Raw genomic sequence first — 15198 nt, 5'->3', positions numbered from 1 at the left:
GCCAGACGCCCCGCCTCGACCGCGCGCTTGACGTCGACCGCGTCGATCACCAGCACGTCCCAGTCGCCCGGTTGCGACTGGTCAAGGATCGCCAGCCCCGCCGCCGTGCCTTCGTATTCCTTCAGGTTCACCTTGACGCCGAACTTTTCCTCAAAGGGCTGGATCAGCGCCGGATCAGTGTGGTCGCACCAGACCAGCGCGTTCAACTCCTGCGCAAGGCCCGGCGTGGCGGTCAGCAGAAGGGCAAGACTGGTGGCGGGAAGGCGGGCCATGTGAATCTCCATGTTGCGGGGCCTCTGACGGGCGGTTGAGAAAAAGATTGAGTTCATTCAATTTTGAAGTCAACATCAAAATTATTGCGATTTGGAAACTGCCGCATGACCGGACTGCGCGAAAGACAGAAGGCCGACCGCACTAGGCGCATCCTTGAGGCAGCCTCCACCCAGTTCAGGGCGCAGGGCTACGATCCCGTGCGAATCGAGGATATCGCCGCCGCCGCCGACGTGTCAGCCGGGACCTGCTACAACTACTTCTCTACCAAGGGCGACATCCTTCTGGCCATCGTCTCGATGGAGGTGGAGGAGGTGATCGATGCCGGTCGTGCCGTTGTTGCCGATCCGCCCGCCGATGTGGCAATCGCGCTCGACCGGCTGATCCGCAACTACTATGACCATTCGCTTCAGTACCTGTCCAAGGAGCTGTGGCGGCGTGCGGTGGCACTCTCGGTCGAGGCGCCCGAGACGCCGTTCTCGCAGCGGTATCTTGCGCTTGATTCCCGGCTGACGGAACAGGTCAGCGATCTGGTTGCCGCCCTTCAGGCCCGCGGCCAGATCCGGCGCGATCTCGACTCCTCGGTGCTGGGCGGCATCATCTTCGCCCAGTTGAACCAGGCGTTCATCGAATTCGTGAAGGCCGAGGCCATGCCGCTTGAGGATCTCCACCGGATCAACCAGCGCGCCACCGACCAGTTGGCCCTGCTGATGGCCGCCCGCTGAAAAGGATGGACCTGCAAGCCACGGGGGGGCTTGCAGGTCCGGGCCGGGGCGAGGGGGTCGACCACCGGCCAGTCAGCCCGCAACAGGGACATTGCGGGTTCAGTTGCGCGACGGGTAGATGCCCTCCAGCGCGATAATGTAATTCACACAAAGGCTTGGCTGCATGTTGTCATGCGGCTGTCCGCCCCCGGTCAAGGCGATGGACAAGGGATTGAGGCTGAGGGTTGAGCCCCCCCTGTCGGAAAAGATTTGTGACCGCGCGATCATGTCGCCCTGTGCGCGGTCGGAGGAACTCGGAACATCGGCGACAACCAGGTCATGGGTGTGCGGCGGAACCTGGGCAGCGGCCAGCGTGACGGCTTCGTGACCGAAGGCTTCACCGGGGGAACGCGGCGAGAGGCCCGCGCCGGTACCGGCATGGACGGGGACACGTCCGCGCAGGTCGGGCAGGTGAAAGGTCGCGATTCCATCGCCGCCATAGGCCGTGCCCAGAAGCGAGTAGAGCGCCGAATACTGGGCGATCTGCAACGACTGCCCGTTGCAGAAGGCCCAGCCCCGGGGTTCGAAGTTGCCTCCGAACAGGATGATCGACCCAAGCAGGGGTTCCATCGCACGCACCGTTTCATCTCGGCCACCACCACGCGGGCAGCCGATAGCCAATGCTGGGCGACTTGCGGGCGGGAGGTCTGTGGCAGAACGCACACTGGCTTCTGCACTGTACCTGCGGTTGTGGATAGCTGGTGGCCGACATTGCCGCAACAACTCCTCCTTCTGGCCCCAGTCTGCGCGCAAGCGCCTTGATTGCGCCCAGCTTTGTTTCGACAAGGGAAACTGAATTGGTTAACGGATCGCAAAGGCAGCATCTGTAACCTTCTGAGGGGGAGCGGGGCATGCCGACAGGACGCAAGAAGATCGCCGTTATCGGCGGTGGCGTGGGCGCGATCACCGCATGCTACGCCATCACCCAGATCCCCGGCTGGGACCAGTCCTACGACATCACCGTCTACCAGCTTGGCTGGCGCTGCGGAGGCAAGGGGGCGTCGGGGCGCAACGCCGACCGGCACCAGCGGATCGAGGAGCATGGCCTGCACATCTGGGCGGGGTTCTACGAAAACGCCTTCCGCCTGATGCGCGATTGCTATGAAACGCTGAACCGGACGGGGCTGCGCGCCCCCGATGCGCCGCTTGGCACGCTGGACAAGGCGTTCAAGGGCCTGTCGCATTTCTTCCTGGCCGAGGATCTTCCCCAGCCGGATGGCTCGGTCAGCCTGCATCCTTGGCGGGTGGACTTCCAGCCGAACGGGAACCTCCCCGGAACCGGAGGCATCTTGCCGACACCCTTCGCCTATTTCCGGATGCTGCTGCGGACCGTGGCCGACATGATCGACCGTGGCCTGGCCGGGCCGGTTCCGCCCGCCAATGCCCACATCCTGCCGGACAGTTTCCATTCCGCGTTCAATGAGCTGCGGCTTTCCCTTGCGGCGACCTCGCCGTTTCATCATCTCAGCGCGCTTGCGAACCGCCTTTCCGACAATCCGCACAACCACAAGACGCAGGAAACGCTGCTGCTGGCCGCGCTCGCCACCCATGCCCAGGACTGGCACCACGCCCGGATGGCAAACGCTGGGCAAGGCGACGAGGCCCGTCGCATCGGCTACATGATCAGCCTGTCCAGCGCCTTCTTCCGGGGGGCAATCGACTCGGGCCTCTTCCGCGCCGGGTTCGACGTGATCGACCGCTGGGAGATCAGCGCCTGGCTCTTGCATTACGGGGCCAGTCAGGAGGCCGTCTATTCAGCCGTGTTCCGCGGCTGCTACGACTATGTCTTCGGCTATCCCGGCGGCGTGACCGAGGACCGGGGCGTGGGCGCAGGCACGGCGATCCGGGGCCTGTTGCGGCTGGCCTTCACCTACAAGGGGGCCCTTTTCTACAAGATGCAGGCCGGGATGGGCGACACGGTCTTCGGGCCCTACTATCAGGTCCTGAAATCGCGCGGCGTGAAGTTCCGCTTTTTCACCGCCGCCCGCGCGCTGCGCCTTGACCCTGACAAGATCGGCGTGGCTGCCATCGACATGGTGGAACAGGCCGAGGTTCCGTCCGGAGATTACCAGCCGCTGGTCGATGTCCGGGGCCTGCCCTGCTGGCCCTCGCAGCCGGACCTGTCGCAACTTAAGCCCGGCAGCTACCAGCCCGGCACCGACTTCGAATGCGAAAAAGACCCGCCCACCGGCCGACCGTTCCGGCTGGAGCGGGGGCGCGATTTCGATCAGGTCATCCTTGGCGCCTCGCTCGGCTCGATCCCCTATCTTGGGGAAGAGCTGATCGCCGCCTCGCCGCGCTGGCGGGCGATGGTGCAGAACGTCGGCACCGTGGCCACCCATGCCGCGCAATTCTGGCTGAACCGGACAGCAGAAGGCCTTGGCTGGAACGCCCTTGTCGCGCGGCACAACCCCGGTCCCCAGATCGACCTGATGACCGTGATCACCAGCTTCAGCGAGCCCCTGGACACCTGGGCCGACATGACCGACCTCATCCCGCACGAGGATTGGCCCGCGGACGGCCCGGCGCAGCTCGCCTATTTCTGCAGCCCCGCGCACAATGTCGGCGTCGATCCCAAGCCGTTCCAGGACCAGGTCCGTGATTGGGCCGACCGCGACCTGATCCGGATGTGGCCGGGTGCCGCCAGCGACGGCAGGTTCGACCTGTCGCTTCTCTGGGGGCCAAAGGACCAAAGCCCCGAGGAGCGGTTCCAGACCCAGTATTTCCGGCAGAACTTCTACGGCTCGGAACGCTATGTCCTCTCGGTCCCGAACTCCGTCCAGTATCGCCTGCCCCCCGACGACAGCGGGTTCGAGAACCTGTATCTGGCGGGCGACTGGACGCGCTGCGGCATCAACGCGGGCTGCGTCGAGGCTGCCACGATCTCGGGCCTCGTCTGCGCCCGCGGCCTGACCGGCCATCCGTTCGAGGTGGTCGGCGAAAGCGACCTTGCCCCCGAAAGCGGCCCGAGCGGCGCCCCGCAACGCGCCAGCCCCTATGCCCAGACCGCGCCCTGGCCCCTGACCAGCTTCTTCGGCACCGGGGCAATCGATGGCTGGTTCAGCTTTCATGCCGTCGACGCCGCCGCCCTGCAGGCGATCCTGCCGCCCGGCATGTCGCTGGCCCCGCAGGCGATCACGCCCGCGGGCACCCATCCGGTCACGATCCTTGCCAACCGGCAGATCGGCGTCCGCCCCTCGGCCCTGCCGCGATTCATGGGGTTCCGCGATTATCTCGAAGCGATCATCTCGGTCGCCTGCGTCCAGGTCGAAGGCAAGCCGGGCCTCTTCAACTACCTGCCGAACCTCTACCTGTCGAACCGCGCGGCGCAACTGGCGGGCGTCTGGTTCTACGGCTTCGACAAGCGGATGGGCAACCTCGCCATGGAGGGCTCCGCCTATTCCGTCGCCACCCCTGACGGCACCCCGGTCTGGTCCGCCCGTTACCAGGACCGCGGCTTCCCGCGATCCCTGTTCGACAGCCCCGAAGCGTCGCGCGTGCAAACCCTGTGCGACCAGGTCATCGTCACGCAGGGCAAGCTCAGCCGCTGGCAGTTCCAGAGCTTCGATTTCAGCCTTGGCACCGCCGAGATCACCCCCGTCGCGGCCGAGATCGAGATCACCGACGCAACCCTCGCCCAACTGCCCGCCGGGCGCATGACGTCCCGCCCGCTGGCCATGCACGGCGACGGCTCGCAGCACCCGCAGGGGTTGCCGGGCGCCTTCCGCATCCGCACCAGCTGGACGCTCTCGAATCCCCTCGACTCGCGCCGAATTGCCCTTTTAGAAGCGGCGCGGACTAGGCTACCGTAACCGCGGCTAATGGGGGGTAAGGGCCGATGCCGAAAGGGGATATCGAGGGCGGTGGCGGACGCAGGCAGGTGACTGCCGTCTTCATCGACCTTGAGAATTTCAGTGCCATCGCCAGTGCGGCGGATGCCGAAGATTTGCAATCCTGGCTTGACGACTACTACCGCCAGACCCGCATCCTGATCGAGGCGGCGGGCGGCGAGGTGACGGAATATCTGGGCGACGGCGTGGTCGCCGTCTTCGGCCTGACCCGGACCGAGGAACTGTCGGCCGACCGCGCCGTCGATGCCGCCCTGCGCGCCGTGCAGTCGATCCGACTCAGCTTCCAGAACCGCATCGCCGTCCGTCTGCGCGCCGGGGTGGCGACGGGCGAAGCCGTGGTCCGTACCGCATCCGAGACCGAGGGCCTGCCCCGCCTGACCGGCTCGGTCACAACGCTTGCCGAACGCATCCAGTCTCAGGCCGAACCCGGAACCGTCGTCATTGCCGAGGAGACGCGCGCCCTGTCGCGCGGCCGGTTCGAGACCCGCGCCCTTGGCCCCCGCCGCCTGAAGGGCTTCGCCGAGGAATTGCCGCTTTTCGAAGTCATCGGGCGCCTGCCTGCAGGTGGCATCGACCAGCCGGAAACCTTCGTCGGCCGCGCACGCGAGATGGCCAAGCTCATCGCTGCCGAAGGTCCAACGCTTCTGATCGGCCAGGCCGGGGTCGGCAAGACCGCCTTCGTCGGCCATCTCGCCAGCCAGTTCGCCGCCAAGTCCGTCTTCCAGGGCGACGCCATCGGGCATGGCTCGTCCTATCTTCCGTTCCGCGACTGGCTTCTGGACCGGAGCGGCAGCACCAACCCCGATTACGCCACCCTGGCCGAGGCCTTTCCCGAGCTTGCCACCCAGGACCGCCAGGCCCTCGCGCTGATCCTGGGCCTGCCCGAGGGACAGGTCCTTCTGGCCACCCTGTCCAGCCTTGCGCTGAAAGCCCTGATCGAAGGCGCGATCTGGCGCGCGATCCTTGCGCGGCAGCAACGCGGGCTTCTCCTGTTCGAGGACCTGCACTGGTTCGACGTCGCGAGCCTCGACGTGATCAATGCCATCTTTGCCGCACCCGAGGCCGCGCAGTTCCGCATCATCCTGACCAGCCGCGAGGATGCGAAGCTGGGCCGCCACCTGTCCAGCGACGGGCTTCTGACCCTTGCGCTTGACCCCTTGCCAGAGGAGGATGCCCGCGTGCTTCTGGACCGGCTGGCACCGGAAGCGCTGGACGGGGCGGTCCGCGGCGAAGTCTTGCAGCGTGCCGGGGGCGTGCCGCTGTTCCTGCACCAGCTGGCACGGCGCGGGGCAGGGGCCGGGCTGCCAGCCACTCTGATGGACCTCTTGGGGGAACGTATCGACAGCACGGGCGAGGCAAAGCCCCTGCTGCAACGGGCGGCCGCCCTGGGCCGCAGTTTCCGGGTGGAGATGCTTCAGGCGCTTGACGGCGCCGACCCCCTGCCGCAGCTCCGCGCCGCCGCCCGCGCGGGGGTTCTGGTCGCAAGGCCCAACAACGCCTGGGAATTCGCCCACGCGCTGCTGGCGCAGGCGGCCTACCAGTCGATGCTGCGCCGCACCCGCGAAGGACTGCACGCCCGCATCGCCGACCTCTTGCAATCCCGTTTCCCGCAGGTCCTCGCGCGCGAGCCCGGCCTTCTGGCCGACCACCAGCACAAGGCGCGCCAGTTCCTGCCCGCCATCGTCAGCTACCTTCAGGCCAGCCAGAAGCTTCTGATGCAGGGCGCCTTCGCCGACGCCGAAAGCATGGCCCGCGCCGCCCGCGGCCTCTGCGACGAGCTGCCCGAGGAGCAGCGCCCCGAGCTGGCGATCGCTGCCCATACCATGATCGGTTCGGTGCTGATGCAGGTACAGGGCTTCACGGCCGACCCCGTGCGCCAGGAATTCGACACGGTGCTCGATATTTCCAGCGCTCAGGACAGGCTTGGCCCGAACACCGCCCCCGCGCTTCTGGGCGCCCACACCCATGCCATCATCTCGGCGCAGGAAACCCGCGCCAACCGCTTGGGCGACCTGATGGACCGCATGGCGAATGCTCTCCCCGACAGTGCCGAAGCCGTGGAAATCCGCATCGTTGCGCTTGCGGCCCGCAACGGCACCCGGTTCTACCAGGGCCGGTTTGCCGAACAGCTCGACTGCATCGGCGCGATCCGCCCGCTCTACCGCCTGGACCGACACGCGGGGATGATCGCGCGCTACGGCATGGACATGTTCGCCGCCGCGCAGATGTTCGAGGGTCCCTCGCGGGCGATCCTCGGGCAATGCGACCGCATCCCCGCGCTGGTTGCCGAGACCGACGCGCATCAGGCCGCGCTGTCGATCCCGGTGATGCAGCCCTATGCGCTGGTCTGGGGTTCGGTGCCGCTGTTCTACGCGGGCCACCTGGATCAGGCGATGGACCGCCTTGACCGGGGCATCGCCGCGGCAGTGGCGCAGGGCGCGCTGTTCTGGCAGTTCATCGGCAAGACCTGGGCGCAGGTGATGAATCCCGACCTTGCGAAGACTGGCGAAGGCATCGCCGCGTTCGGCCAGTTGATCGACACCCTGCGCGCCATCGGTGCCAATGTCGGCGTGCCCTATTTCTCGGCTGTGCATGCGTCGCGCCTCTTGGCCGCTGGTCGCCCGGACGAGGCGCTTGCGATCTCGACCCGGGCTCTTGCCGAAACCCAGGCCGAGGGCCTGCACTGCTGGTATCCCGAAATCCTGCGGCTGCATGCCGCCAACTGCCGTGCGATGGGCCGCCTTGCCGAGGCCGATGCCGCGCTGGACAAGGCGGTTGAAGTGTCGATGGCGCAGGGGGCGGCGCTTTGGTTGATCCGGGCGCTGCTGGACCGGATCGCGGTCGACGGTCCGGCCGCGGGCCTTGCCGAAGCGGTTGCCCGCTTTCCCGCCGAAGCATCCCTGCCCGAACTCGCTTCGGCCCGATCACTTCTGGCGGTGCCGTGACACTGGCTGCGCTCCTTGCCCGTGACTTGCCACTCTTTCGCGGCCTGACCGTGACGGATTTCGCCGGGATCGAACTGCCCTTCACCGAACACCGCCTGCGGCCCTGGGAAATCCTGTTCCACCAGAAGGATCAAAGCCGCGACGTGCATTTTCTGCTGTCCGGCACCCTGATCGCACTCTACTGGACCGCCGACGGGCGCGAGGTGATCTTCACGCGCTTCGCGCTTGGCGATCATTTCGGCGAACTGGCGGCGCTGGACCAAGGCGAGCGTTCGCTTGCCGTCGTCGCGCGAAGCGAAGCCACGGTGCTGACCATTCCCGGTGCTGCGTTTCGCCTGCTCTTCGACCAGGTCCCTGCCCTGCGCTGGCGGATCGCCCAGGGCCTTGTCGCCCGCATCCGCACCCTGACCGCCCGCAACCTGGAACTGACCACCTACAGCGTCGAACAGCGTGTCGCCTCTTACCTCTTCGGGCTGGCGGTCGACCGGGACCAACTTCGCGCCGGGGGCGTGATCGCCGAAGCCCCGACCCATGCCGAGATCGCCGCCACCATCGGTTCCAACCGCGAGATGGTCAGCCGGGTGATGAGCGGCCTTGCACGGCGCGGCGCGATCCGCACCGCGCGGAAGCGGATCGAGCTTCTGGACCCCAAGGTGCTGGCGGCCGAGTTCTAGCCTACGCCGCCACTGTCACGCCGGTCTCCCAGGCCTCGCATTTCCGCATCAGCTCGCCCGGCAAGGGCAGGTCGGTGAAAAGCGTGGTGATCTCGGACAGCGAGGCCAGCCGCGCCGGGGCGGAACGGTCAAGCTTGGAGTGGTCGCAGACCAGGAAACGGCGTCGCGATTGCTGGATGATCGCCTTCGACACCCGCACTTCCGCCAGGTCGAAGTCCAGAAGGTCGCCGTCCCGATCCAGCGCCGAAACCCCGATCACCGCATAATCCACCTTGAACTGCTCGAAGAACTGCGTGGTCAGCTCGCCCACCAGCCCGCCATCCGTCCGCCGCAGGGCGCCCCCCGCCACCACGATCTCGCAGCCGGGATTGGCCACAAGGATGTTGGCCACGTTCATGTTGTTGGTGATCACCGTGATGTTGCGGTGCGCCAGCAGTTCCCGAGCGACTGCTTCCGTCGTGGTGCCAAGGTTCAGGATCAGGCTGCAATTGTCCGGGATCGCCGCCGCGCAGGCCCGGGCAATCGCCGCCTTCGCCCCCTCGTTCATCCGCCGCCGCGCCTCGTAGCCGATGTTCGCCACGCCCGTCCGCAGGACCGCCCCGCCATGCACCCGGTCCAAGTGCCCCGCATCCGCCAGATCGGACAAGTCGCGGCGGATCGTCTGCAAGGTCACGTCGAATCGCTGCGCCAGATCCTCGACCACGACCCGCCCCTCGGCCCGGGCCAGCTCCAGAATCTCGGTCTGCCGGAAGTTCAGCGCCACGGCCTTTTCCTTTTCCTTCGCAACCCGCGTTTCGGCTTTCTGCCACGCCATCGTTTCCCTGTCAGCGATTTTTTCGTTTGCGCAGGCACGCGGTATTTTGCGTTTGCAGCAAGTATCGCTGTGGTTGCGCAATAGAACCGCCATGAATGTTCGCTTTCGACAAAATCGCGCAAAAGCGAAAAATTCTCGTTGACGAAGCTGTGACAATCAGCGCAGTTTCCGCACCGGGGGAGGGTCCGACTTGAACGACAGAACCGCAGAGGTTGTATCCGACCTCTTCATCATCGGTGGCGGCATCAACGGCTGCGGCATCGCCCGCGACGCCACCGGGCGCGGGTTGTCGGTCACGCTGGCCGAACAGGGCGACCTGGCGCAGGGCACCTCCTCGGCCTCGACCAAGCTGTTCCACGGCGGCCTCCGCTACCTCGAATACTTCGAGTTCCGCCTGGTCCGCGAGGCGCTGGAGGAACGCGAGACCCTGCTCGTCGCCATGCCGCATATCAGCTGGCCGATGCGCTTCGTGCTGCCGCTCAGCCCCGACATGCGCTTCGAATCCGACACGCCCACCTCGCGGCTTCTGGGCTGGACCATGCCCTGGACGAAGGGTCGACGGCCCGACTGGCTGATCCGGCTTGGGCTCTACATGTACGACACCATGGGCGGCCGCAAGATCCTGCCCGCGACCCGGACGCTGGACCTGACCCGCGACCCTGCGGGTCGCCCGCTCAAGCCCGGCTTCCGCAAGGCCTTCGAATATTCCGACTGCTGGGTGGAAGACTCCCGCCTCGTCGCCCTGAACGCCCGCGATGCCGCCCAGCGGGGCGCCCGCATCCTGACCCGCACCCGCGTCACCGCCGCGGAACGGCGGGGCGATCTGTGGCACATCACGACCGACGGCCCGCAGGGGCAGGGCCATCACACGGCCCGCGCACTGGTCAATGCAGGTGGGCCCTGGGTGATGGACGTGATCCGCAACGTCGCCCACATCAACCCGACCGAAGGCGTCCGGCTGGTCCGCGGCAGCCACATCGTCACGCGGAAACTGTTCGACCATGACCGCTGCTACTTCTTCCAGGGCACGGACGGCCGGATCATCTTCGCCATCCCCTACGAGCAGGACTTCACCCTGATCGGCACTACCGACAAGGACCACCAGTCCGCGCCCAGCGACGCCCGCTGCACGGACGAGGAACGCGACTACCTTCTGGCCTTCGCCAACCAGTATTTCGCGCAAACCGTCACCAAGGACGATGTGGTCTGGACCTATTCCGGCGTCCGTCCGCTCTACAATGACGGCGCCAAGTCGGCCACGGCGGCGACCCGCGACTATGTGCTGAAGCTGGACGAGAACGGCCCGCCGCTCCTCAACGTCTTCGGCGGCAAGATCACCACCTACCGCCGCCTTGCCGAATCCGCGCTGGCCAAGCTTGCGCCCTTCTTCCCGCAGGCGAAACCGGCCTGGACCGCCCGCGTGGCGCTGCCGGGCGGCAACTTCCCGCATGACGGCGTCGGCGCGCTGACGGCCAAACTCAAGGCGCAGCATCCATTCCTGACCGACTACTGGGCCGCCCGCCTTGTCCGCGCCTATGGCACCGAAGCCACGCAGATTCTGGGCAATGCCACCTCGCCCGAGGCGCTGGGCCAGGATTTCGGCGCCACTCTGACCGAGGCCGAGGTGCGCTGGCTCATGTCACATGAATTTGCGCTGTCGGCGGCAGACATTGTCTGGCGGCGCTCCAAGCTTGGCCTGCGCATGAGTGCAGACCAGATTGAACGACTTGACCGCTTCATGGCGGACGCCGCCTCCCGGGCAATTGTCCCGGCGGCGGAATAGGGGGAACGGAATGACGCTGGAACTTCAGGGGGTTTCACGGTCGGTCGGGGGCAGGGTGCATATCCACCCCACCGACCTGCGCCTGGAAAACGGGACGATGAACGTTCTTCTCGGGCCGACGCTTTCGGGCAAGACCAGCCTGATGCGGCTAATGGCGGGCCTCGACAAGCCCTCGACGGGCCGCATCCTCTGGGAAGGCACCGATGTCACCGGCGTGAAGGTGCAGGACCGCAAGGTGGCGATGGTCTACCAGCAATTCATCAACTACCCCGGCCTGACCGTCTACGAAAACATCGCCTCGCCCCTGCGCCTGATGGGCCGCGCGCAGGCCGAGATCGACAAATCCGTCCGCGCCACGGCGGAAATGCTGCGCCTGACACCAATGCTGGCCCGCAAGCCACTGGAGCTGTCCGGCGGCCAGCAGCAGCGCTGTGCCCTTGCCCGGGCGCTGGTGAAAGGCGCGGGACTGGTCCTTCTTGACGAACCGCTCGCCAACCTCGACTACAAGCTGCGCGAGGAGCTGCGGATCGAAATCCCCCGCATCTTCGAAGCCTCCGGCGCGATCTTCGTCTATGCCACCACCGAACCGGAGGAAGCGCTCCTCCTCGGCGGCAACACCGCGACGCTCTGGGAAGGCCGCGTCACCCAGTTCGGCCCGACCCCGCAGGTCTACCGGCTGCCCGAGGATGCGACGACCGCCCGCGTCTTCAGCGACCCGCCGATGAACTTCGTGCCCTGCCAGAAGGAAGGCCAACGCCTGACCTTCGGTGAAAGCGCACACGCCCCGGCCAACAGCGCCACGCGCGACCTGCCCGATGGCAGCTACATGGCGGGCTTCCGGGCCAACCACATCACGCTCAACCGCCACTCCGGCGATGCGGTGGAGTTCCGCTGCACCCTCGGCGCGACCGAGATCACCGGGTCGGAAACCTTTGTCCACCTGACCCATGGACCCGACCGCTGGGTCGGGCTGATTCACGGCGTCCACCCGCTGCGTGCCGGGTCGCAGACCTCGATCTGGGTCGATCCCGCCCATGTCTACCTGTTCGACACCACGGGCCGCCTTGCCGCGCCCGCCCCTTACGCGATGGCGGCCTGAATGTCCCGGATCACCCTCTCCAAGCTTGCCCACAGCTACAGCCCGAACCCGAAGGGCGAGGCCGACTATGCGCTGAAGGAAATGGACCATGTCTGGCAGGACGGCGGCGCCTATGCCCTTCTCGGGGCCTCGGGCTGCGGCAAGACCACGCTTCTGAACATCATCTCCGGCCTCGTGCGCCCGTCACATGGCCGGGTGCTGTTCGGCGACCGCGACGTGACCGATGCCCCGACCACCGAACGCAACATCGCCCAGGTGTTCCAGTTCCCCGTCGTCTACGACACGATGTCCGTGCGCGACAACCTGGCCTTCCCGCTGCGCAATCGGGGGATGGACGCGGCCTATATCGCCAAGCGCGTCGGCCAGATTGCCCAGATGATCGGGATGGAAGACATCCTGAACCGCAAGGCGCGCGGGCTGACCGCCGACGCCAAGCAGAAGATCAGCCTTGGGCGCGGCATGGTGCGCGAGGACGTGAACGCGATCCTGTTCGACGAGCCTCTCACGGTGATCGACCCGCATATGAAATGGGAGCTGCGGACCCAGCTGAAATCGCTGCACCGCGAGTTCGGTCATACGATGATCTACGTCACCCACGACCAGACCGAGGCCCTGACCTTCGCGCAGAAGGTCGTCGTCATGTATGACGGGCGTGTGGTGCAGATGGGCACGCCCGAAGAGCTGTTCGAGACCCCGGCCCATACCTTCGTCGGCTATTTCATCGGCTCGCCGGGGATGAACCTGTTGGATGCCGACGTGACCGGAACCGAGGCGAGACTGGGGAAAGTCTCGGTGCCTCTGGGTGCGGCCTATGGGCCAACATCGGGCCGCACCCAGATCGGCATCCGCCCGGACTACGTCACGATCTCCGACCAGGGCCTGCCCGTCACCGTGAAGCGGGTCGAGGACGTGGGCCGCCACCGCATCCTCCGCGCCGAATTCCAGGGCCAGGCCCTGAACGCGATCCTGCCCGAAGGCATAACCGTCCCCGCCGACCCCCGCGTCGCCTTCGCACCGGGCAAGATCAACGTCTACGCAAACGACTGGCGCGTCCAGCCGACCGACACTCGCGGGGGGGCCTGAGCCATGGACAAGACCCAGAACAACAAGGCCTGGTTCCTGGTCCTGCCCGTTCTCGTGCTGGTGGCCTTCTCGGCCATCATCCCGCTGATGACGGTCGTGAACTACGCCTTCAACGACACCTTCGGGAACAACGAATTCTTCTGGGCCGGCCTTGACTGGTTCGAGGACCAGATCACTTCGGACCGCCTGCACGACGCGCTTGGCCGCCAGATCCTCTTCTCGCTGATCATCCTGGCGATCGAGGTGCCGCTCGGCATCTTCATCGCGCTCAACATGCCGAAGAAGGGCTTCTGGTCCAGCCTTGTCCTGGTGCTCATGGCCCTGCCGCTCCTCGTCCCGTTCAACGTCGTCGGCACCATCTGGCAGATCTTCGGCCGCGTCGACATCGGGCTTCTGGGCCACACGCTTGCGGCGATGGGCATCGACTACAACTACACCAACGATCCCATCGACGCCTGGATCACCGTCGTCGTGATGGATGTCTGGCACTGGACCTCGCTCGTGGCACTCCTGTGCTACGCCGGTCTCCAGTCGATCCCGCAGGCCTACTACCAGGCCGCCAAGATCGACCAGGCCACCCGCTGGTCCGTCTTCCGCTACATCGAGCTGCCGAAGATGAACGGCGTCCTCCTCATCGCCGTCCTCCTCCGCTTCATGGACAGCTTCATGATCTATACCGAGCCCTTCGTCGTCACCGGCGGCGGCCCCGGCAACTCCACCACCTTCCTGTCCATCGACCTCGCGAAGATGGCCACCGGCCAGTTCGACCTCGGCCCCGCCGCCGCCTTCTCGATCATGTACTTCCTCGTTATCCTCTTGATCTCATGGGTCTTCTACACCGTCATGACCAACCTCGACCGTGAGGAGAACCGCTGATGCGCCTCCGCCCCAACGCCATCGTCATGGCCCTGTACCTCCTGTTCCTGCTGATCCCGATCTACTGGCTGATCAACATGAGCCTGAAGACCAATACCGAGATCACCTCCTCCTTCACGCTGGTCCCGGCGAACCTGACCTTCCACAACTACGCGGTGATCCTGACCGATCCCTCCTGGTACATGGGCTATGTCAACTCGCTGATCTACGTCGTGATGAACACGGTCATCTCGATCACCGTGGCGCTGCCCGCCGCCTATGCCTTCAGCCGCTACAACTTCATGGGCGACAAGCACCTGTTCTTCTGGCTTCTCACCAACCGCATGTCGCCCCCCGCCGTCTTCGCGCTGCCGTTCTTCCAGCTCTATTCGGCCATGGGCCTGATCGACACCCATATCGCGGTCGCGCTTGCCCACTGCCTCTTCAACGTCCCCCTCGCGGTCTGGATTCTGGAAGGCTTCATGCGCGGCGTGCCGAAGGAAATCGACGAGACCGCCTATATCGACGGCTATTCCTTCCCGAAGTTCTTCGTGAAGATATTCATGCCCCTCATCGCTTCCGGCATCGGCGTCGCCGCCTTCTTCTGCTTCATGTTCTCCTGGGTCGAGCTTCTTCTCAGCCGCACTCTCACCACCACCGACGCCAAACCCATCGCCGCAGTGATGACCCGCACAGTGTCAGCTTCCGGCATGGATTGGGGCGTCCTCGCCGCCGCCGGGGTCCTGACCCTCGTGCCCGGAGCGCTCGTGATCTACTTCGTCCGCAACTATATCGCCAAGGGCTTCGCCCTGGGGAGGGTGTGATGATGCGTTGTCATCAGGCAAACCCCGTCCCGGGCCTGACCCGGGACCTCCATGCCCACCCGCGCCGCCTCTGGAATGACGAGGCCCCGGATCAGGTCCGGGGCGGGCATCCGACGCAAACCAAGGGGCAGACGCCATGACCCAAACCCGCTGGACCCCGATCTACCTCACCCTCGGCCTCCTCATGGCCGCGATCCTCGCCTTCCTCCTCTGGGCCGTTCCGGTCGACGATGACG

11 protein-coding genes and 1 pseudogene are annotated in these 15198 nt (G+C 66.0%); 9 read left to right on the top strand and 3 right to left on the bottom strand.

Features of this window, described 5'->3' with window-relative positions; translation table 11 throughout:
* Positions 1-272: pseudogene (locus tag JNL31_RS12940) on the bottom strand (spermidine/putrescine ABC transporter substrate-binding protein); the annotation flags it as partial.
* A 105-nt stretch (positions 273-377) separates the two neighbouring features.
* Here JNL31_RS12940 and JNL31_RS12935 point away from each other — a divergent pair.
* Positions 378-995, top strand: coding sequence for a TetR/AcrR family transcriptional regulator (locus tag JNL31_RS12935; RefSeq protein WP_294973853.1), 618 nt, complete (start codon positions 378-380; stop codon positions 993-995).
* A gap of 99 nt (positions 996-1094) precedes the next feature.
* Here the strand turns inward: JNL31_RS12935 and JNL31_RS12930 are convergent, their stop codons facing one another.
* Entirely contained in the window at positions 1095-1604 is a 510-nt protein-coding gene (locus JNL31_RS12930; RefSeq protein ID WP_294973850.1) for a tail fiber protein, read from the bottom strand.
* Positions 1605-1885: 281 nt separating this feature from the next.
* On the opposite strand from JNL31_RS12930, the gene JNL31_RS12925 reads away from it, so the two are divergent.
* The 3 genes from JNL31_RS12925 to JNL31_RS12915 are packed head-to-tail and all read left to right on the top strand — an operon-like array spanning position 1886 to position 8504.
* A complete protein-coding gene (locus JNL31_RS12925; RefSeq protein ID WP_294973848.1) occupies positions 1886-4846 on the top strand; it encodes an NAD(P)-binding protein in 2961 nt (986 codons plus the stop codon).
* A gap of 26 nt (positions 4847-4872) precedes the next feature.
* On the top strand, positions 4873-7830 hold the full coding sequence (locus JNL31_RS12920) for an adenylate/guanylate cyclase domain-containing protein (protein ID WP_294973846.1): 2958 nt from the start codon (positions 4873-4875) through the stop codon (positions 7828-7830).
* A gap of 26 nt (positions 7831-7856) precedes the next feature.
* Positions 7857-8504, top strand: coding sequence for a Crp/Fnr family transcriptional regulator (locus tag JNL31_RS12915; RefSeq protein ID WP_294973844.1), 648 nt, complete (start codon positions 7857-7859; stop codon positions 8502-8504).
* Between the two features lies 1 nt (position 8505).
* Here JNL31_RS12915 and JNL31_RS12910 read toward each other — a convergent pair whose 3' ends face one another.
* Positions 8506-9267, bottom strand: a complete 762-nt coding sequence (locus JNL31_RS12910) for a DeoR/GlpR family DNA-binding transcription regulator (protein WP_294973860.1) — start codon at positions 9265-9267, stop codon at positions 8506-8508.
* A 241-nt stretch (positions 9268-9508) separates the two neighbouring features.
* Between JNL31_RS12910 and glpD the strand changes: the two genes are divergently transcribed.
* From glpD to JNL31_RS12885, 5 genes are read left to right on the top strand one after another with little or no spacing between them, the layout of a single operon-like run.
* The gene (glpD, locus tag JNL31_RS12905) at positions 9509-11101 is read left to right on the top strand and encodes a glycerol-3-phosphate dehydrogenase (protein WP_294973842.1); all 1593 of its coding nucleotides are present in this window, start codon (positions 9509-9511) and stop codon (positions 11099-11101) included.
* A gap of 10 nt (positions 11102-11111) precedes the next feature.
* Complete coding sequence (locus tag JNL31_RS12900) at positions 11112-12200, top strand: ABC transporter ATP-binding protein (protein WP_294973840.1); 1089 nt, start codon at positions 11112-11114, stop codon at positions 12198-12200.
* The gene (locus JNL31_RS12895) at positions 12201-13283 is read left to right on the top strand and encodes an ABC transporter ATP-binding protein (protein WP_294973837.1); all 1083 of its coding nucleotides are present in this window, start codon (positions 12201-12203) and stop codon (positions 13281-13283) included.
* A gap of 3 nt (positions 13284-13286) precedes the next feature.
* Positions 13287-14159, top strand: a complete 873-nt coding sequence (locus JNL31_RS12890; protein WP_294973835.1) for a carbohydrate ABC transporter permease — start codon at positions 13287-13289, stop codon at positions 14157-14159.
* On the top strand, positions 14159-14962 hold the full coding sequence (locus JNL31_RS12885; RefSeq protein ID WP_294973833.1) for a carbohydrate ABC transporter permease: 804 nt from the start codon (positions 14159-14161) through the stop codon (positions 14960-14962). The genes JNL31_RS12890 and JNL31_RS12885 overlap by 1 nt, the downstream gene beginning before the upstream one ends.
* Positions 14963-15198: the final 236 nt, after the last annotated feature.

Origin of the sequence: Tabrizicola sp., assembly GCF_016792905.1 — a bacterium.
Classification (GTDB): Bacteria; Pseudomonadota; Alphaproteobacteria; order Rhodobacterales; family Rhodobacteraceae; genus Tabrizicola.
Note: the sequence above shows the minus strand (reverse complement) of the source record. Positions and strands in the feature narration are given on the sequence as shown.